Origin of the sequence: Thermosynechococcus sp. HY213 (assembly GCF_031460975.1) — a bacterium.
Taxonomy (GTDB): domain Bacteria; phylum Cyanobacteriota; class Cyanobacteriia; order Thermosynechococcales; family Thermosynechococcaceae; genus Thermosynechococcus.
Map to the genome: position 1 here is coordinate 100,389 of NZ_JAVKVB010000015.1, position 19,407 is coordinate 119,795.

17 protein-coding genes are annotated in these 19,407 nt (G+C 55.2%); 11 read left to right on the plus strand and 6 right to left on the minus strand.

Annotation, left to right across the window (positions count from 1 at the left end):
- The first annotated feature begins 71 nt into the window (after positions 1 to 71).
- Both RHK62_RS09340 and RHK62_RS09345 read left to right on the plus strand, forming a co-directional pair.
- Positions 72 to 812 carry an FHA domain-containing protein gene (locus RHK62_RS09340; RefSeq protein WP_310438568.1) on the plus strand — a complete coding sequence of 247 codons (741 nt, stop codon included), beginning with the start codon at positions 72 to 74 and terminating at the stop codon, positions 810 to 812.
- Positions 813 to 1,019: 207 nt separating this feature from the next.
- Positions 1,020 to 1,346, plus strand: a complete 327-nt coding sequence (locus RHK62_RS09345; protein ID WP_206200323.1) for a 2Fe-2S iron-sulfur cluster-binding protein — start codon at positions 1,020 to 1,022, stop codon at positions 1,344 to 1,346.
- Positions 1,347 to 1,478: 132 nt separating this feature from the next.
- Here RHK62_RS09345 and glmS read toward each other — a convergent pair whose 3' ends face one another.
- The gene (gene glmS / locus RHK62_RS09350) at positions 1,479 to 3,359 is read right to left on the minus strand and encodes a glutamine--fructose-6-phosphate transaminase (isomerizing) (RefSeq protein WP_310453627.1); all 1,881 of its coding nucleotides are present in this window, start codon (positions 3,357 to 3,359) and stop codon (positions 1,479 to 1,481) included.
- A gap of 39 nt (positions 3,360 to 3,398) precedes the next feature.
- Positions 3,399 to 3,704 (minus strand): hypothetical protein, encoded by a 306-nt coding sequence (locus RHK62_RS09355; RefSeq protein ID WP_302678374.1) that lies wholly within the window; start codon positions 3,702 to 3,704, stop codon positions 3,399 to 3,401.
- 347 nt (positions 3,705 to 4,051) lie between these two features.
- On the opposite strand from RHK62_RS09355, the gene RHK62_RS09360 reads away from it, so the two are divergent.
- Positions 4,052 to 5,545, plus strand: a complete 1,494-nt coding sequence (locus tag RHK62_RS09360) for a UDP-N-acetylmuramoyl-L-alanyl-D-glutamate--2,6-diaminopimelate ligase (RefSeq protein WP_302678375.1) — start codon at positions 4,052 to 4,054, stop codon at positions 5,543 to 5,545.
- A 41-nt stretch (positions 5,546 to 5,586) separates the two neighbouring features.
- A complete protein-coding gene (locus tag RHK62_RS09365; RefSeq protein ID WP_310453628.1) occupies positions 5,587 to 7,059 on the plus strand; it encodes a helicase C-terminal domain-containing protein in 1,473 nt (490 codons plus the stop codon).
- Here RHK62_RS09365 and larE read toward each other — a convergent pair.
- Positions 7,031 to 7,843, minus strand: a complete 813-nt coding sequence (gene larE, locus RHK62_RS09370) for an ATP-dependent sacrificial sulfur transferase LarE (RefSeq protein ID WP_310453641.1) — start codon at positions 7,841 to 7,843, stop codon at positions 7,031 to 7,033. The genes RHK62_RS09365 and larE overlap by 29 nt on opposite strands.
- A gap of 153 nt (positions 7,844 to 7,996) precedes the next feature.
- Between larE and psb30 the strand changes: the two genes are divergently transcribed.
- Positions 7,997 to 8,137, plus strand: a complete 141-nt coding sequence (psb30, locus tag RHK62_RS09375; RefSeq protein WP_149819710.1) for a photosystem II reaction center protein Ycf12/Psb30 — start codon at positions 7,997 to 7,999, stop codon at positions 8,135 to 8,137.
- Between the two features lie 19 nt (positions 8,138 to 8,156).
- Here psb30 and recJ read toward each other — a convergent pair whose 3' ends face one another.
- Positions 8,157 to 10,445 (minus strand): single-stranded-DNA-specific exonuclease RecJ, encoded by a 2,289-nt coding sequence (recJ, locus tag RHK62_RS09380; RefSeq protein WP_310453629.1) that lies wholly within the window; start codon positions 10,443 to 10,445, stop codon positions 8,157 to 8,159.
- Positions 10,446 to 10,581: 136 nt separating this feature from the next.
- Between recJ and RHK62_RS09385 the strand changes: the two genes are divergently transcribed.
- Entirely contained in the window at positions 10,582 to 12,153 is a 1,572-nt protein-coding gene (locus RHK62_RS09385) for an iron uptake porin (RefSeq protein ID WP_310453630.1), read from the plus strand.
- Here RHK62_RS09385 and RHK62_RS09390 read toward each other — a convergent pair.
- Complete coding sequence (locus RHK62_RS09390; RefSeq protein WP_206200329.1) at positions 12,150 to 13,094, minus strand: GTP-binding protein; 945 nt, start codon at positions 13,092 to 13,094, stop codon at positions 12,150 to 12,152. The two genes, RHK62_RS09385 and RHK62_RS09390, sit on opposite strands and share 4 nt — an antisense overlap.
- A gap of 109 nt (positions 13,095 to 13,203) precedes the next feature.
- On the opposite strand from RHK62_RS09390, the gene RHK62_RS09395 reads away from it, so the two are divergent.
- Together RHK62_RS09395 and RHK62_RS09400 are read left to right on the plus strand one after the other, a co-directional pair.
- Entirely contained in the window at positions 13,204 to 13,944 is a 741-nt protein-coding gene (locus RHK62_RS09395) for a DUF561 domain-containing protein (RefSeq protein ID WP_206200330.1), read from the plus strand.
- Positions 13,922 to 14,926 carry an RsmB/NOP family class I SAM-dependent RNA methyltransferase gene (locus RHK62_RS09400; RefSeq protein WP_302678380.1) on the plus strand — a complete coding sequence of 335 codons (1,005 nt, stop codon included), beginning with the start codon at positions 13,922 to 13,924 and terminating at the stop codon, positions 14,924 to 14,926. The genes RHK62_RS09395 and RHK62_RS09400 overlap by 23 nt, the downstream gene beginning before the upstream one ends.
- Here RHK62_RS09400 and RHK62_RS09405 read toward each other — a convergent pair.
- Entirely contained in the window at positions 14,830 to 15,957 is a 1,128-nt protein-coding gene (locus RHK62_RS09405; protein ID WP_302678381.1) for a hypothetical protein, read from the minus strand. The genes RHK62_RS09400 and RHK62_RS09405 overlap by 97 nt on opposite strands.
- Positions 15,958 to 15,995: 38 nt before the next feature.
- Between RHK62_RS09405 and glgP the strand changes: the two genes are divergently transcribed.
- The 3 genes from glgP to RHK62_RS09420 are packed head-to-tail and all read left to right on the plus strand — an operon-like array spanning position 15,996 to position 19,381.
- Positions 15,996 to 18,587 (plus strand): alpha-glucan family phosphorylase, encoded by a 2,592-nt coding sequence (gene glgP / locus RHK62_RS09410; protein ID WP_302677450.1) that lies wholly within the window; start codon positions 15,996 to 15,998, stop codon positions 18,585 to 18,587.
- A gap of 12 nt (positions 18,588 to 18,599) precedes the next feature.
- Positions 18,600 to 18,905, plus strand: coding sequence for a nucleotidyltransferase domain-containing protein (locus tag RHK62_RS09415; protein WP_206200334.1), 306 nt, complete (start codon positions 18,600 to 18,602; stop codon positions 18,903 to 18,905).
- Positions 18,899 to 19,381, plus strand: a complete 483-nt coding sequence (locus RHK62_RS09420) for a hypothetical protein (RefSeq protein ID WP_302677449.1) — start codon at positions 18,899 to 18,901, stop codon at positions 19,379 to 19,381. Before RHK62_RS09415 ends, RHK62_RS09420 begins: the two co-directional genes overlap by 7 nt.
- Positions 19,382 to 19,407 lie beyond the last annotated feature (26 nt).

Here is a 19,407-nt window from a genome sequence, read left to right on the forward strand (position 1 = left end):
AGGCGGGGAGGATTCAGATTTGCAGAGGGGATGATTTCTTGAGGGCTGTTGAAATACGGGGGATAGAGGTAATGAATAGCCTGCAACAGGAACGTCACGTTTTAATTTTGAATACCGTGGGTGGCCGGCGGGCGATCGCCCTTGAGGCAGCGGCCTACTCCCTTGGGCGCGATGAGAGTAATGCCATTGTTATTGACTTTGAAACGGTTTCTCGCCAGCACGCTATTCTCCTGCGGGTACCTGTCCCCGGTACCACCAGCTACCGCTATCGTTTGGTGGATGGCAATGCCAATGGTAAGCCCAGTACCAACGGCACCTTTGTCAATGGCAAGCGCATCAGTAGCCATGAATTGCAGCACGGCGATGTGATTCTCTTTGGTCGTAAAGCCAAGGCTTCCTATCTCATGCTCTCGATGGCGGATACCGAGTTCAGCCAATATCTGCAATCCATTGCCTTCCAAAGCATTAAATCCGATCTGCGGGGTGCCAAGGAAACCCTTGTGGGTATGGAGCTAAGTGGCGAACTGCGGCGAACCCCGAGCCGTGAATTGGTGGCAGCGGCAGCCACGCAGTTACATCCTGAAGCCGAATCCGCAAAAGAGACCTTGGCCAGTGAGAGCGACAGGGAGCCGCAGGGGAACAACAAAGAAACCGTCCATGAAAAAGAGAGCCAAGGCTCAAAAACCAGCCTCGTGGGTCTAGGGGCGATCGCCCTTGTGGTTGTTGCCATTATCGCAGGAGCCGTCTGGCGATCGGGCTTCTCCCCCAGTCAACCGCAGGGTACACCACCTGCCACTCAAAACCGCAACTAGCTCAACCCAGATCCTGCATTGCTTTGATAAATAGTTTCAAAGTATAAACAATTCCGTATAACAGTCGTTCCCCTGAGTGCCTTTGCTAAAATGAAAGCAATATGGAATGCGTTCTACAACTGCCTGTGGGGTTGCGATCGCTCTAAAGTCATGAGTTAAGCGGACAAACAGACAGACATTTCAAAAGCCAGTTTTAGGAGAGCTTAAATGACAAAGCGGGATCATAGCAAAGTTTATAGTGTCACACTGGTCAATGAAGCAAGAGGCTTGAATAAAACCATTCGTGTTCATGCCGACGAGTATATTCTTGATGCTGCCGAAGCCCAGGGCATTGCTTTGCCCTACTCCTGCCGCGCCGGTGCCTGCGTCAACTGTGCTGGTCGGATCATCAAAGGGACGGTGGATCAGTCGGATCACTCCTTTTTAAAGCCCAAGGAGTTGGATGCTGGATTTGTGCTGCTGTGTGCGGCCTATCCCACATCCGATTGCGTGATCTCAACCCACGAAGAAGATAACTTACTGAACTTGACTTAATCTTCTTTTAGTTAATTTCGTCATTATTATCGCTCAAAAATTAAGTACCCCCTAGGAGCAGAACCACAAGTTTTTCTATGTGGTCTTTTATCTTTTATTAGTTATTGGCATTGCCGTCGGTGTAATACAAGGTTATTCAACGGTTACTGACTTGGCGAGGTTGCGGGGTTGATCGACATCTAAGCCACGGCGGGCAGCAATGTGATACGCCAACAGTTGCAGGGGGATCACCGTCAGGATGGGGGAGAGAAGCTCATCGACCTCGGGTACAGGTAAAAGGTTATCGAAGGTGTGCTGGGCTTCGACCCCGTCGAGGGGGGTGACACCAATGAGGCGGGCATCGCGGGCACGGGCTTCTTGGGCATTGGAGAGGACTTTCTCAAAGACACTGCCGGGCATGGCGATCGTGACCACCGGTACTTTGGCATCGAGGAGGGCGATCGGGCCATGTTTCATCTCACCCGCAGGATACCCCTCGGCATGGATATAGCTAATTTCCTTGAGTTTGAGGGCACCTTCGAGGGCAATGGGAAAGTTGATGCCGCGTCCCAAAAAGATAAAGTCTTGGGTCTCGGAAAAGTCATGGGAGAGAGCTTCAATATAGCGTTCTTGGCTTTCTAAAATTTGCTCCATCTGGGCAGGCAATTGGCGCAAGCCAGTGACGAGTTCCGCCAAGCGGGAGCGATCGCAAGACTGCCGCTGCCATGTCAATTCTAGGGTCAGCAGATAGAAGGCCATCAACTGGGCAACGAATGTTTTTGTGGCGGCTACGCCAATTTCAATACCGGCACGGGTATCAATAATGTGGGGCACCAGATGCCCAAGACTACTTTCTGGGCGATTGGTAATCCCCAGCAAACGAGGTTGGAGAGCGCCCGCGAGTCCTTGGCGGCGTTTTAGCTCCATCTCTAGAGCGGCAAGGGTATCGGCTGTTTCCCCAGACTGGGTGACACCAATGGTCAGGGTATGGGGTAGCAGGGGCGGCGGCGCGTAGCGAAACTCTGAGGCATATTGCACACTGGTGGGAATCTGGGCGATTTGCTCAAGAAGATATTTGCCCACAAGGCTGGCGTGCCAACTGGTGCCACAGGCAACAATTTGAATGTGCTGCAGATTTTCGAGGAGGCTGGGGTCTAGGTGCAATTGCACCGGGCTAAAGGAACTGTTCTCATCCCAATCGGCTCGCAAATAGTCCTCTAAACAGGTGCGCACCACCCCCGGCTGCTCATAGATTTCCTTGAGCATGTAGTGCTTAAAGCCCTGCTTTTCCACCATGACGGGGTTCCAGTTGAGGGTGCGAGGGGTTTTGCGTAGGCGATGTCCCGCAAAGTCATAGACTTCAACCCCTGTGGGCGTCAACCGAGCCAGTTCGCCATTTTCCAGCGGCAATACAGCACGGGTATAGGGAATGATCGCTGGGGTATCGGAGGCGCAGAAGAATTCCCCTTGGCCAAAACCAATCACAAGAGGAGCTTGCTGCCGGGCCACGATCAATTCATCGGGATAATCTGCACAGATAACGGCGATCGCAAACGCCCCTTCCAATTGATGCACAGCTTGACGCACTGCTTCTAGGAGGCCATTGGCGGTGGGGGCCTCAGGCAACGCTTCGGCAATCAGGTGGGGAATGACTTCTGTATCGGTTTCGGAGCGGAAAATGTGCCCCCGCGCTTGGAGTTGCTCCCGCAGTTCACGGTAGTTTTCAATGATGCCATTTTGCACCACGGCTAGGCGATCGCGGCTGTCGCGATGAGGGTGGGCATTGTGTTCCTCTGGTTTACCGTGGGTCGCCCAACGGGTGTGGCCAATGCCAACATGGGCAACAATGTCGAGCTGTTCAACTTTTTCGGCTAAGTTGTGGAGTTTGCCCTTGGCGCGCACACAGAGGAGTTCGCCCTCATTGAGGGTGGCAATGCCAGCGGAATCATAGCCCCGATATTCCAGCTTTTGCAGCCCCTGAAGCAGGACTTGGGTTGCTCGCTGTGGGCCAATATAACCAACAATGCCACACATAATTGATAGACCTCGTAAGCTGAGAGAAAGAGGAGTGCTCTAACGACGGCTGGCAAATTGCGGCAGTTCCACCTGTGACCGTTTGAGGGGGAGTCGCGAACGGGAGGCAAAGCGTTCTTTGGTGAATTCGGCTTGCCACGGTTGAATACCAATGGGTTGAATCGAACGCGGATGGGAAACTGCTGGCATGGTGATCGCGTCTAAGGGTTTCGAGGCGGTTCTGGAGGGAACCTGAACGCGGTGAATTGTCCTGTGCCAAGAGGTTTCAATCTGGCGGCGAGAATTGGCGATCGCTTGCCATTCTTGATCATCCATGTTCCAGTCTGTTTTGTGCCACTCACTCATCACCCAACACCCACACCTTAATGACATGTTATTATTCGGATTTTTATGAACTAGATTATCGGAATTTTAACAAAAGGCAAGCTTTGGGCAAAAATTGTCACAGGATGCTAGGGGGACAGCCTGTAACTCCCGTCACCTGCTGTGTTGAGCAATTACGCCAATCCGCTAGGGTCCATGCGCTTTCAGTGCAACTCAAGACACTTCACAAACTGGTACGTGCCTAGGCTGCATCTCCTCTCGCAGAATTCCTCATTCATACAGTGGGGTCGTTCATTGCCGTATCTTTTACAGCCAAGTGCCGTAGTGCCACAATACCCTAAACGGCCTATCACTGGAGATGCACAGCCATGAACCTACGGGAACTCCTGACGGCGGCAGAGATTACGCCGAGTTTTGAGCATCCTGCCCTCGATCAAGAGGTGAAGTCCCTGAGTACGAATTCTTGGGAGTGTCAGCGTGGCTCGTTGTTTATTGGCATGCCTGGCACGCGGGTGAATGGGGGCAATTTTTGGCCAAGTGCCTTGGCAGCTGGGGCGATCGCGGCTGTGGTGTCTCCGCAAGCCAAACCCCGTGAGGGAGATGCCTGTGTGATTGTGGCGCCCGATATTGAGCGTGCCTGTGGTCGGCTCGCGGCTGCTTTTTATCATTACCCCAGCCAGCATCTCAGCCTGCTAGGGGTTACGGGTACCAACGGCAAAACAACCACCACCCACTTGGTGGAACATCTCCTCAACAGTGTGGGCTATCCAACGGCACTCTTGGGAACGCTCTACAGTCGCTGGCCGGGACACTGTGAGATTGCCAGTCATACCACGCCCTTTGCGGTGACCCTTCAGGAACAATTAGCGGCAGCAGTCGCAGCGGGCTGTCGGTTTGGGGTGATGGAGGTGAGTTCCCATGCCTTGGCGCAGGATCGGGTGTGGGGCTGTCAGTTTGAGGTGGCGGCTTTTACCAACTTGACCCAAGATCATCTGGATTATCACCGCGATCTGGAGGACTATTTTGCCGCTAAGGCCAAGCTCTTTACTGCTGACTATCTCAAGGGTCGAGCAATTCTCAATGGCGATGATCCCTTTGGGCAGCGACTGGCTCAACAGTTGCCGCGCGATCGCTACTGGACCTATGGCCTCAGCGAAGATGCCGATTTTCGGGCTGAGCATCTCACCTATCGTGTCAATGGCGTGACGGGCACGGTTCATACCCCTATCGGTAGCGGCACCCTAGACTCGCCGTTGGTGGGACAGTTTAATGTGGCCAATGTGCTGGCGGCGATCGCCATGGGGGCAGCGGTAGGACTCCCCCTAGAATCGATGCTGAAGGCGATTCGTGACTTTGCGGGGGTACCGGGGCGGATGGAGCAGGTGCGCATTAGCCCAGACCAAGAGATTACGGTTCTTGTGGATTATGCCCATACCCCCGATAGCCTTGAGAACTTGTTAAAAGCTGCCCGTCCCTTTATTCCCGGTAAGCTAATCTGTGTCTTTGGTTGTGGGGGCGATCGCGATCGTACCAAGCGTCCCCAGATGGGAGCCATTGCCGCTCGCCTTGCGGATCAAGTGGTGGTGACATCCGATAACCCGCGCACCGAGGATCCCCGCCGCATTCTTGATGACATCCTTGCCGGTATCCCACCGCAAACGCCGCTGATCGTTGAGGCCGATCGCCGTCAAGCGATTCTGCAAGCCATTCTGAGGGCAGCGCCGGGTGATGGCGTGATCATTGCTGGCAAAGGTCATGAGGACTACCAAATTCTGGGCACTGAAAAAGTTCACTTCGACGATCGCGAGGAAGCCCGTACTGCCCTCGAACAGCGACGCAAACAACAACTGAATCAAGGCTAACGTGCCACAATAGGGGATTGTTGTTCCACAGCGAGCAGATTGTGATTGAGGCAGAGGTTCACCGCCAATTACGGGCATTTTTACGCAGCAGTGGCGATCGCCGGTGGCCTCACCATCTCACCTTGGCGCGGCTGGTTGCCCGTGCCCTACGGCTGCAGCGGGGGTGTTTACTTCAAGTCACTCAGCGGGCAGTGTTGCAACATCGCTATGGCCTGAGTTATCTGCTGCCGCTGCTGTTGTATCCTGAACCTGCCCTGCTCGTCGTCCCCCAAGAGCGACTGACACGACTACTGCACCAAGAAATTCCTGAACTCCTCACCTTCCTTGCGGTTGCGAAACCGATTCAGCATAGCCCGTACCCGCAGCCAGCCTTTGAGGGGGTGCTTGTAATGAGCCTCGAGGACTGGTGTCGCCACGCCACCGCCCATCCCAACGTTGTCACGATCATTGATGGCATTGAAGCCTTGCCCCAAATTGCCCAGCAGCAGATGACCTGCACCATTACCACCAGCGATTGGGAGCACCTGAAACTCGCGATTCCCAGCGCCGTTGGTGCGATTCGCCAAGTCTATGCCCAGTTGGTGCAGCACCTCTTTCAGCGGCCTCAGAATCCCTACGGCGACTATCTGCTCACCCCTACAGAACAGCAACCGCTCCTTGAACTCCTGCATCAATGGCCGCAGGCGCTGCCTCCCCAATGGTCGCAATTGCGGGACTACCTCAACCGCAGTGACACGGTGATTTGGGGACGGCGCCACCCCACGGTGGGGTACTTCAGCCTCCAAGGACACCCCCTCAGTTTCCGCGCCTATTTTAAGGATCTTTGGTCGCAAGCGCCTTTTGTCCTCATCGGCAGCGGCCCCGATACAGACTCCCCTCTAGCCTATGTGCAGCAGGAACTAGGGATTCCGCCCCAAACGACGATTAAATTTGCCAGCGATCGCCACAGTGAAGCGATTACCCTTGCGATCTCCGAAGACTTACCTCTCCCCAACACCCCGGAATTTGCCCCAGCCGTCCTGCGGCGTCTCTACGATCTTATTGGCACGATTGGCCATCGGCGGGCGGTGATCCTTGTGAGTGATGTGCCGCTGCGGGAACAGTTGGCCACCCAATTGGCTGCCCTCTACGGTTCACGGGTACAGGTGGAGACCCCCAACCTCGACACGAACACGATTTTAGTGACGGGGGAAGCCTTTTGGCTGCGTCATGGGGCGCAGTTGCCTTGCCCGGCGCTGTTTGTCTTGACCACACTGCCCTTGCCCTCGCCGGAAAAAGCGGTGGTAAGTGCCCGCATTGAATGGCACAAGCAGCAAAAACAGGATTGGTTTCGCCAGTATCTCTTGCCAGAGTGCTTGACGATATTGGATCGCGCCCTTGCCCCTGTGCGTCAGGATGAAACGCTGGTGGCGATTTTGGATCGGCGGCTCACGGAGCGCAGCTATGGTCGGGAAATTCTCCAGAGTCTCAGTCCCTACAACCGCGTTAGCGATCGCGCCCGATCACGGCGTTGAGCTTGCCACTGCGAAAGCCTTCCAGATCTAAGGTGACATAGGTAAACCCTAGCGCTTGAAAGTGGCTCACCAGCTTTTCAAGATCGATCATTGTCACAAAGTGGGCAATCTGCGCTTGGGGCACCTCAATGCGCGCCGTATCGCCATGACTGCGGACGCGGCACAGTTCCCAGCCCTGCTTGCGCAGGTAGTATTCGGCATGACCCACCCGTTGCAGCTTGGCAGGGGTAATTTCCTCACCGTAGGGAAAGCGCGAACTCAGGCAGGGTTGAGCAGGTTTATTCCACCACGGCAAACCCAAGGATTTGGCAATTTCGCGCACCTCGAGTTTGGTAATCCCCACCTCGGCAAGGGGCGATCGCACCCCCCGTTCCTTGGCTGCGGCAATACCGGGGCGATAGTCTTGGAGGTCATCAGCATTTACACCATCGAGAATGTAGTCATAGCCCCACGCCTGTGCCAGTTCCCGCAGGCGATCGTGGAGTTCACTTTTGCAGAAATAACAGCGATTCACCGGGTTCGTGGCGTAGTTGGGATTGTCCAGTTCATGGGTTTCAATGAGTTCATGGCGAATGCCGATGGCCGCCGCCTGAATGCGGGCATCCTCTAGATCCGCTGGAAAGAGCGAGGGGGACACCGCCGTGACTGCCACCGCGCGATCGCCCAAGACATCCTGAGCAACTTTGGCCACAAGCGTACTATCAATGCCGCCAGAGTAGGCAATCAAGGCTTGATCGAGTTCGCCAATGAGATCCCGTAAGGCCGCTAGTTTGTCCACGCCCATCACCGACCAATGTTCCGAGAATTCTGCTCCTACAGTGTAGCTTAGGGATAGACGCAGCAAGCTCAAGCGCCCATTAAGCAAATGCTGCGAGTGCTCCCCCCTGCTCTACAATAAAATCACGAACTAATAACCGCTGATTGCTCGGGAGAACCTATGGGAATTTTCAATGGCATTATTGAGTTTCTTAGCAATATCAACTTTGAAGTGATTGCCCAACTGACCATGATTGCCATGATTGGCATTGCAGGGCCGGCAATTATCTTCCTATTGGCTGTGCGGCGCGGCAATTTGTAGGCCATTGTTTTGCCAAGAATTAGGAAGTCTCCCACCTTTGCGCTAGCCGTGCCAAATCCTTAGCTTGCAGCTGATACCAGCGTTGCAATCGTGTTAGTTCTGCGGTAATGCTCAGGGTGGGAGCAAATCCTTCACAGCCATAGCCCAAATGGCGCAGGATCGCTACAAGCGTACAGGGAGCAATCCAATAGGTTTGACTCAAGGCTAAAAGATTCACCTTAGTCTGTTCTTTGAGGTCATTTTGAATTGAGAGGATGAGGGTTGTCAGCGGAGCGATCGCCGGTCGTTGGCACCCTACATAGACCATTTCTGGTTGGGCAATGGCCAAGAGCCAACGCAAGTGGGTGGCAGAGGGCGGCAGTGACCAGAGAATGAGGGTGCGACAGCGATCGCGGGGGCGATCGTAGTGAATGGCTGCTGTGGTTAAGTTCGGGGGAACCTCAGGGCGGCCATAGCCATAGAGCAAGACATTGTCCCGCAACTGCGGCAGGAGCGTTGTCAAAGGCGGTAGGGGTTGCCAATGGGGAAGCGGGTGACTGGGCGGATTAGGGACGTACCACGCCAGTGAGGGTTTGACCCCCTTGAGTTCGAGTTCCAACTGGGTTTCGCCATTCCAAGTGTGGGCTGTGAGGTGATAGGCAATATCGACCGTGGTGGGCAACGGAAAAAATTGTCCCCAGCGCCAAGCCTTAGCGGTCATCTGCCGCCCATTCTGCTCTAGGGTGAGTTGCAGATGTTCCCGCTGCTGACCCATGGGTGCTTGTTCGAGAATCTTGACCCCGCGACTACAGAAAATTGGCTGCGGATTCTCACTGCCAAAGGGTTGCAGTTGCTCTACTTGGGTATAGAAGTCCCACGTCAGCTGCTCAAAGGAGACTTCGGCATCAAGGGTAACAAGGGGACGCAGATCCTCTGGTTTGAGACAGGTTTGGGCAAAGGCTCGCAGGCGATCGCGCCAAGTCGCTAAATGCTCTGCCCGTAGGCTAAACCCCCCGGCTGCCCTATGACCGCCATATTTCAAGAGCAGATCCTTGGTCGCTTCAAGGGCCTCAAAGACATGGAATTCGGGAATGCTGCGAATTGAGCCGCGAATGGTTGTCTCATCTTCATAGGTGCCAATAAACACCGGTACGCCGTAGCGCTCCACGAGCCGCGAGGCAACAATGCCAATGACCCCATGGTGCCAGTCGGGCTGGACGATCACTAAGACCCACTCCTGTTGGGGATCAAAGCCCGTCTCTTCAAGGTGGGCGATCGCCTGTCTCTCAATCTCAGCACAGAGTTCCTGACGGCGACGGTTGGTTTCCTCACACAGGGCTGCCAGTTCCTGAGCACGCTGCGGATCCTCGGTGGTCAGCAGGTCAATCACCACTTGGGGATCACCAATGCGGCCAATGGCATTGATGCGTGGTCCCAGCCGAAACCCTACCGCTGTGGGCTTGAGGGCGGTATTCTGGGCTGGCAAACAACCCGCCATCTGCATCAGCGCTTGCACCCCCACAAGAGAAGAGGTGGGAATTGTTTGTAACCCCTGCTTGACCCAGCGGCGATTCACCCCCATCAAGGGCGCCAAATCCGCGATCGTGCCTAGGGTACACAGTTCCCGCAAAGGCCGCACCAGTTCCCGCCAGTTGCCCAGTCGCTGTGCTAGGGACAGAGCAAGGATATAGGCCATCCCCACCCCAGCGAGGGTATGGTAAGGGGATGTTGGCGGCACCAGTTTCGGATTGAGAATGGCATGGGCAGGGGGCAGTTGCTCCGGCACATCGTGGTGATCGGTCACAATCACCGTCAGCCCCAGTTCCCGTGCCTTGAGAATGGGCTGGTGGGCAGCAATGCCGTTGTCCACGGTGAGAATCAGTTTCACACCGCGCTCGTAGCAGTCTTGAACAATCCGCTCATTAATGCCGTAGCCTTCCTGCATGCGGGAGGGAATTTCATAGTCAATGTCGGCTCCCAAATGGCGCAGCGCACGCAACAGCAGAGCGGTACTGGTCATGCCATCAGCATCGTAATCGCCACAAATGGTCATTTTGTCACCGCGGGCGATCGCCTGCTGCAGGAGTTCCACTGCCAGATCAAGGTCGGGAAAGACCGTTTGCGGTGGCGGTAGCGCTAGAGTTTCCGGCTCGAGAAAGGCCTGTACCGCTTCTGGAGTCGTCAGACCCCGCCGCAGATAAATTTCCGCTAGTGATGCGGGGCAACCCAAGGCCTGCCTCAAGGCGTCACAAGACTCGAGATCAATGGGTGGCAAGAGCCAACGTTGCTGGGGAAGGGCACCCATAATGCGGCGGGGGGAGATAGGCAAAGCGATAACCCCAATGCTAACTTGAGCGTGGCTTCGGTTGACAGACCGAAAAAATAGAATAATAATCGTTACCATTCTCATTTAGCCTTGGTGAATTCCCGAGGCCGTGTCTTGGTGTGAGGTAAGGAGGTCAGTGATGGAAAAATCCCTAACAACGGTTATGGTGGCTGCCATTCACCTTGCACTACTCAGTCCAGCCGCTGTTGCTGAACCTAGGATGCCCGCTCCCGCCAGCATCGGACAGGTGACCTCTGTCTCCCAACTGTCTGACGTGCGCCCCACCGATTGGGCCTATCAAGCCCTTGCGTCCCTTGTGGAAAAGTACGGCTGTATTGCTGGCTATCCCGATGGCACCTTTCGGGGCAACCGTGCCCTGACGCGGTTTGAAATGGCGGCTGCTTTGAATGCCTGCTTGGATGTGATTAGCGATCGCTTTGCCACCAAGGAAGATTTAGCCACCTTGCAACGGCTTAGGGAGGAGTTTGCCGCCGAACTGGCCACCCTACGCGGACGGGTGGACAACCTCGAAGCCCGTACTGCTACTCTGGAGGCCACGCAATTTTCAACAACCACCAAGCTCTCTGTGGATGCCGTGATGGCCTTTCAAGCCGGTGGCAATACTCGCCAAGTCGTTGACCCCATCTCTGGGAATACGTTCACTGGGGGCAGCTACAATCCGACGGTGATTAGCAAGGTGGAGATTAACCTCAATACCAGTTTTCGCGGTACGGATTTACTGACCACGACCCTCGAAGTGGGTAACAACGGGTTAGATACGTTTGGGGCAACGGGGATTGGTACTGACGGCTTGATTGCCGGTGGCGCTGCCGATTACAGTGGCGTTGGCGCAAATGTGGAATTATCTCGACTGTTCTACAGCTTCAAGCCCACAGAGGATTTAACGATTGGTGTTGGGCCGCAATTTTATCCCAGTGATATTGTGGATACCAATAGCTATGCCAACGATTCTTTCACGGATTTTAGTTCCAATTTCTTTATCAACAACCCGCTGATTGTGCCCTACGCCGTCAATGATCCCGGTGGGGCGGGTGTCAGTATTGAATGGAATCCGGGAGGCGGATTCTTCACACTGCGCGGTGTTTATGTGGCCGCTGCAGTGGGAGCACCGACGGGTATCCCTACGGGAGGAGGTCTTTTTGGCGATCCCTATCAGGGAACCGTGGAACTGGAGTTTGCCCGTGCCTTTGGTGCCAATGAACGGAACAACTTTGCGGTGCGCCTGCAATATACCAACTCCTCAACCCTGAATATTTCCCAGAATGCCGGCGGTGTCAATGTGGAACTCACCCTCGGTAAGTTTGGCCTCTTTGGCCGCTATGCTTACTCCGATATGAAACTCTATGGCGATGGAGCAACGATTAATGGCTTGGGGCCATTTACTGTCCCTTTCCTTGGTGGCCAAGTGAACACCACCGCGCAAACATGGATGGCGGGTTTGGCCTATCGGGACTTGTTGGCGGAAGGATCATTGCTAGCAGCGGCGGTGGGTCAGCCCTTTATTAACTCGTTGGCATCAGCACCCGGAACCAATGATGCTACCCAAACCAACTATGAACTCTTTTTCCGCTATCCCCTCAGCGACAATATCTCAATTACGCCTGTGTTTATGGCAATCACCAATGCCAACAATAGCGCTACCAATAGCCCCATTTTCCAAGGGTTGATCCGCACCACGTTTAGTTTCTAAATCAGACACGCCCTAAAGGCTTGGCGGAGCTGGTGCTCATCAAGGTTACGGCCAATAAAGATGAGTTCATTGCGCTGATGGCCAAGGGGGCGATCGAGGGGACGACCATCAAAGAGCATATGCACCCCCTGAAAAACAAAGGGCTGGGGCTGCTCCGCGAGGTGCAAAATCCCCTTCATGCGGAAAATATCGGGGCCTTGGGTTTGCAGCAACTGGCTCAGCCACGTTTGCAGCTTAGCGCCATCCAATTTGCCCTCAGCAACAATGGCCACAGAACCCACAGATTCATCGTGTTCATGGTGATCTTCGCCAAGAAAGTCTGGGTCGAGTTCGAGGGCCCGCTCAAGGTCAAAGCCCCCCACATCGAGGATGTGCTCCATGGGGATGGCGGCCTGCTGGGTGCAATACACTTTGGCCAAGGGGTTCATGGCATGAATGCGATCGCGCAACTGGGCGAGGTCTGCTTCGCTCACCAAATCCGTCTTATTAAGCAAAATCACATCGGCAAAGGCAATTTGCTCTTGGGCTTCGTCCGCTTGCCAGTGGTAGTGAATGTGCTTGGCATCCACCACGGTAATCACGGCATCTAGGTGAGTTTGGCTGCGGATGTCCTCATCCATGAAGAAGGTTTGAATGACGGGTGCGGGATCGGCAAGCCCCGTGGTTTCAATAACAAGGTGATCAAACTTGTGCCGCCGCTTCATCAGGTTGCCAATGATACGGATCAAGTCGCCGCGCACCGTACAGCAAATGCAGCCATTATTCATCTCGAAAATTTCTTCATCGGTATTGACCACCAGTTGATGATCAATGCCCACTTCGCCAAACTCGTTGACAATCACAGCGACCTTCTTGCCGTGTTCGTGGGTGAGAATGCGATTGAGGAGTGTGGTTTTACCGGCACCCAAGTAGCCAGTGAGCACTGTAACGGGAACGGTCATAGGCTGGACAACAGCTAGAGACTCTTTGAGCCTATCAAATATCCGTTACAGTCGTTGTGAAAAGGGCTGTAGGATAAAAAAATGCACAACTACGGAAAGTTTCAAGTCTATGCTGCATCCGCGTTTAGCCGCTGCCTTTGAGCAGCGTTCTGTTCTCAAGATTATTAGTGGCCTCAACAATTTTGATCGCGATCGCGTGCGGGCGGTGGTGACTGCTGCCGATCAAGGGGGTGCCACTTTTGTGGATATTGCTGCCGATCCTGAGCTGGTGCGCCTTGCCAAGGAACTGACGACACTGCCGGTCTGTGTGTCTGCGGTGGAGCCATTACAACTGCTAAATGCCGTTGCTGCTGGTGCCGATCTGGTGGAAATCGGCAACTACGATAGCTTCTACGCCCAAGGGCGGGTGTTTAGCGCTGAGGAAGTGCTGGTATTGACGCGCCAAACGCGCGAGTTGCTGCCCCAAATCATGCTGTCGGTCACAGTGCCCCACACGCTGCCCTTGGATCAACAGGTTGCCCTCGCTGAGGCCTTGGTGGCCGCCGGCGCCGATGTCATTCAAACCGAAGGGGGAACCAGTAGCCAACCCCACCACAGTGGCACGTTGGGTCTCATTGAAAAAGCAGCCCCGACATTGGCGGCAACCTACGAAATTTCCCGCGCCGTTGCGGTGCCGGTGCTGTGTGCTTCGGGGCTTTCGACAGTGACGATTCCCTTGGCGATCGCTGCTGGGGCTGCGGGTGTCGGGGTCGGCTCTGCCGTCAACCAACTCAATAGTGAAGTGGCCATGGTGGCCAGTGTGCGTGCCCTCGCCGAAGCAGTCAAAGGTGCCATCGCCCTCCACCGCTAAGCCTGTGGTGAAGCTCTCCCGATTGGCTGTGGCCTGTGCTAACCGTCTCTTTGAGACTGCCGGCGATCGGGAGCGTTTTTTAGAGGCTCTCACCACTCCCCCGCCCTACCCTGCCACGGTGCTGTGGTGTCGCGAGCCAGCGTCTCCCTTACCCTTTGAGCCATTGCCGCCACTTTCTTGGCAGCCCCCTTGGGTGAGTCGCTTTGCCCCCGGCAGCCGTACCGGTCAACACCCTCTCCATGAGGCCGGGGCTTATTATTGCTTGGATAGCTCATCGGTGTTTGCGGCGGTTCCGCTGCTGACGCTGCCCCAAGAGCCGTCATTGGTGATTGATGTGTGTGCGGCGCCCGGCGGCAAGAGCCTCTTTGCGTGGCGATCGCTGCAACCCCGCTACCTCATCTGTAATGAAACCATTGGCAAACGGGTGGGGATGCTGATTAGCAATCTCAAACGCTGTCGAGTGCATCCAGTGGGCGTCACCGCTTGGGATAGTGAAGTGCTGGCTGCTGAGTTCCAAGGCGCTGCTGATGTGGTGATTGTGGATGCTCCCTGCTCTGGGCAATCGCTGCTGGCCAAGGGGCAAAAAGCTGAAGGGTGTTTCCATCCATTGACGATTCGCCACAACCAACGGCGGCAAAAACGCATTCTCGCAACTGCAACAGCCTTGGTGCGCCCGGGGGGATGGTTGCTCTATAGCACCTGCACCTTTAGTCAGGATGAAAATGAGGATGTGGCGGCTTGGCTGATGGCAAGGTTTCCGCAGTGGGTTCCTCAACCTGTGGCGGCACTAGCGGCCTATCAATCCCATCTAGCAGCCTTTCCCTGCTATCGGCTGTGGCCCCACCAAGGGGAAGGAGCGGGCGCCTTTACGATCCTCTGGCAGCATCAGGGGTCTGGGGAAGCCAATCCTTTACCGCAATTGGCTGAAGGTTGCGCCTTGGGCGATCGCTGGCGCTGGCAATCGAATTCCCAACCGGCATAGGTAATGGCAGCAACGGCATTTTGATCTAAACACCGCCCGAAAATGCGACTACCGGCGATCGCGTCCTGACCCATTAAGGTAGCTCCCAGCAGTTGTCCTTGGCGGTTGATCACCACTTGACCCAAGCTCTGACCCTCGGAACTAAACTGCTGAATCTCCCACAGTTGAACGGGTTCCCTGAGGCGTTGCTGGGCTTGCCGCGCATTCCAACCGACGCGGGCAATGGGAACAGGTAGGGCAATCCACCACGGTTGACGGTAGTAATCAAGGGGCAGGGATTTTCGCTGTAAAATCTGGCGGGCGATCGCAAAGGCTTCAAAGTAGGTCAGGGAGGGCAAATGGTACCCCCGCTGCCAACCGCCACAGGCATAGACTTGGGGATGACTGGTGCGCCCCTGGGAATTGATCCGCAGCCACCCTTGAGCATCTCGCTGGAGGCGGTGCAGGTTCAAAGGAGTTGGATCGGGGGCTTTGCGCCTTCCCAGTGGGGGAACCCCTAGACCGAGGCCACTCAGGGCAGCATGCAGGCGATCGTTGAACCACGCATCTTCTGTGGCCACAAGCGGCAGACCTTGTGCATCGGGATGCGAGGCTTTGCCAGACCAGTGGTGCCAACAGGCCAGCTCAATCCTGCTGAGGGCGTCCATATCCTGAGCATCCATTGCCGCAGGCGCATCAAGGAGGAAATAGCCTCGCGCATAGAGGCGATCGCCCCCCACCTGAAAATGACAGCGGGGCTGCCAGACAAATTCCCCCGCCCCTGTGATCACATCGACCCCCACCAATTCCAAGACCCTAGGGGCATAGCGGCGCTGTCCGTGGCTGAGGTGGGCTTGAAAGTGCTGCCACTGCTGAGTATCCAATCTTTGAGGGGGAAACTGCGACAGCCACCAGCGTTGCCACTGCCATTGCCACTGCGCATCAGCGGCTGGGATCACTAGGCCAATCCGCCCCAAGGCCGCACACCGATAGGCAATGTCCAATGCCAAAGGACTCGCCGCCACAATCAGCAAATCATACTCAAAGCGCATAGGAAATTAAGATAGAAACGACGACACTGGCAGCTCCTATGAAGCCCATCCGCACGTTTAACGTTCGTCCTCACCTGCCGCAACGTTTGGAACCCCTGCGGGAACTGGCCTACAACCTCTACTGGACGTGGAACACGGAGGCGATCGCCCTCTTTCGCCGTCTCGACCCAGAACTGTGGGAGCAAACCAACCACAATCCCGTCGCCCTGTTGGGACGTATTCGCCAAGATCGCCTCTTGGATGCGGCGGCCGACAACGGCTTTTTGGCACAGATGGAGCGGGTGATCAGCCAATTTCAAGAATATGCCCAGCCTGTGCAGACGTGGTACCAGCAAACGCGCACGGACGCGCCTCCCGGCGAGTGTATTGCCTATTTTTCCCTTGAATTTGGCTTGACAGAGTGCCTGCCGATCTATTCTGGGGGGTTGGGGGTGTTGGCAGGGGATCACCTCAAATCTGCTAGTGACTTGGGACTCCCTTTGGTGGGGGTGGGGCTGCTCTATCAAAAGGGCTACTTTTCGCAGTACCTCAGTGCCGATGGCTGGCAGCAGGAACGCTATCCCAGCAATGATTTTTATACCCTGCCCCTGAAACTCGTCACGACTCCCCAAGGCCAAGAACTCCGCATCCGGGTTGATTACCCCAATCGGGACGTGCAAGCACGGATCTGGCAAGTTCAGGTGGGTCGGGTTCCCCTTTATCTTTTAGACACAAACCTGCCAGAAAACAGCGCCTACGATCAGCAGATCACCGATTACCTCTATGGCGGCGATATGGATCTGCGCATCCATCAGGAGATGCTCCTAGGCATTGGGGGAGTACGCCTGCTCCACAGCTTGGGGTTGCGGCCAACGGTCTATCACATGAATGAGGGGCACTCGGCCTTTTTGTCCCTAGAGCGGATTCGTCAACTGATCACCGAAGAGCAGCTTACCTACGATGAAGCCTTGCAGGTGGTCAAGGCCAGCCAACTCTTTACCACCCATACCCCCGTGCCTGCGGGGATTGATCTGTTTCCTGCCGATAAGGTGACGTACTATGTCGGCCACTATGCGGAGGCCTTTAACCTTTCGCAGCAGGAGTTTCTCTCCCTTGGCCGTGTGAATCCGGGGGCTTTTCAAGAACCCTTTAGTATGGCGAACCTAGCCATTCATACCGCCAGTTTTGTCAATGGGGTGAGCGCGCTCCACGGTGAAGTCTCCCGCCAAATGTTCCAAGGCCTGTGGCCCAATCTGCCGCCGACGGAGGTGCCGATTACCTCGATTACCAATGGCGTCCATGCTCGCAGTCGGGTTTCTGAACCATTGCAATACCTGCTGGATATTTACCTTGGGCCGCAGTGGTCTGATGCGCCCTTGGCGGATCCCCTCTGGTCGCGGGTCAGCAGTATTCCCGATGAGGAGTTGTGGCGTATCCATGAGATTTGCCGCTATCAGTTGGTGATGTTTGTGCGATCGCGCCTACAACGGATGCTTGAAGAGCAGGGCGCCTCTAGTGCTGAATTGACGCAAGCGGCAGAAGTGCTGGATCCGACCGCCTTGACCATTGGCTTTGCCCGTCGCTTTGCTACCTATAAACGCGCCACTCTCTTTTTGCGGGATGTGGAACGGCTGCGGCGAATTTTATTGGGCTCAGTACCGGTGAAAACGGGGGCGAAGCAGCGGCGGCCGATTGTCCAGTTTGTGATTGCGGGCAAGGCGCACCCCAAGGATAACCCCGGCAAAGAACTGATTCAGGAAATTATTCACTTTACGCGCCAAGAGGGCATGGCCAACCACATTGCCTTTATCCCGGATTACGATATGCACGTAGCAAAAATGATGGTGGCAGGCTGTGATGTTTGGCTGAATACCCCTTTGCGGCCTCAGGAGGCCTCCGGCACCAGTGGCATGAAGGCGGCCATGAATGGTTTACCCAATCTGAGTACCTTGGACGGTTGGTGGGACGAGGCGGACTATGTGAAAACGGGTTGGGCGATTGGCCACGGCGAAACCTATGACGATCGCCACTATCAAGATCTGGTGGAAGCCAATGCGCTCTATGAACGGTTGGAGCGGGATGTCATTCCCCTGTTTTACGATCGCGATGAAAATGGGGTGCCGCGCGGCTGGGTGCAAAAAATGAAGGCAGCCCTTGCTCTCAATACGCCTCAGTTTAACACCGCGCGAATGGTGCGCGAGTATGCCCATCGGGGCTATTTCCCCGCCAGCGATCGCTACTTTACGCTCAAGGAAAATAACTATGCTGCAGCCAAGGAACTGGCACGCTGGAAAGCCCATATCTTTGAACACTGGTACTCAATTCAGATCATCAGTGTTGAAACCTCGGCTGAGCACAACCTCGAAGTCAATGAAATAGTTGAAGTCAAAGCTGTGATTGCCCTCGGTGCGCTCTCCCCCAATGACGTACAGGTGATTTTGTTCCAAGGGCGGGTGAATGACGCCGGTACCCTAGAGGAGGCTTGTCCTACCCTGATGACGTTTGTGGGTACCACCCCTGAAGGCTATAGCCTGTACACCGCCGAGATGAGCTACGACACGAGTGGCCACCAAGGCATTGCCCTCCAACTGCTACCGCGCCACGTCTATCTGAGTCATCCCTATGAAATGGGACTGGTCTTGTGGGCTTAGGAGAGAATCAGGTTGCGATTAACGGATCAGCAAGTGCAGCAAATTTGCCAGATAGTGGCGGCGCTGGTGGGTAGCGAGGCTGAGGTGTGGTTGTTTGGTTCGCGGGTGGACGATCGCCTGAAGGGCGGCGATGTGGATTTATTGATCCGGCTGTCTCACCCCGTTGAGAATCCTGCCCTTGTCAGTGCTCGACTCAGTGCCAAAATCAGCCGCGCCATGGCAGGTCGTAAAGTGGATATTCTCCTCTGGGCACCCAATCTCCAGCGGCAGCCGATTCACGATTGGGCCCAACAAACGGGAGTTCGCCTTCAATGTTGAGTCCTCAACTTCAGGAACGCCTACATCACCTCTGCCAACTGGTGGAGCGAGAAGTGGCACACCTACAGGTGACGGATCAACGCCTCTTTCAGGAGCCATTTACGGCACGGCGGGCAGCACAATTGGAGGAGGATATTGACCTAGCGGAGCGGGTGGATGCTTTTGTGGCACGCTTTGGTCGCCTTCAAGATACCCTAGGGAGCAAGCTGTTGCCCGCCTATCTGAGTGCCTTTGGCGAACCAGTGGCAACTTTTTTGGAAAACCTTGACCGTGCTGAGCGACTCGGCCTTGTGCCTGATGCAGACGCTTGGTTTACTATGCGGCAACTGCGCAATCAAATGGTTCACGACTACATTCGAGATGCAGCCATTTTAGCCACGAGTTTGCAAGCTGCCCACGAGTTTGTTCCTGTCCTGATTGAAACTGCAACTCGGTTTTGCCAACGAATAAAGCACAAATCGTCCGGCAACTCCTAGCTTTTCATCTTTATTTCATGTGCCTT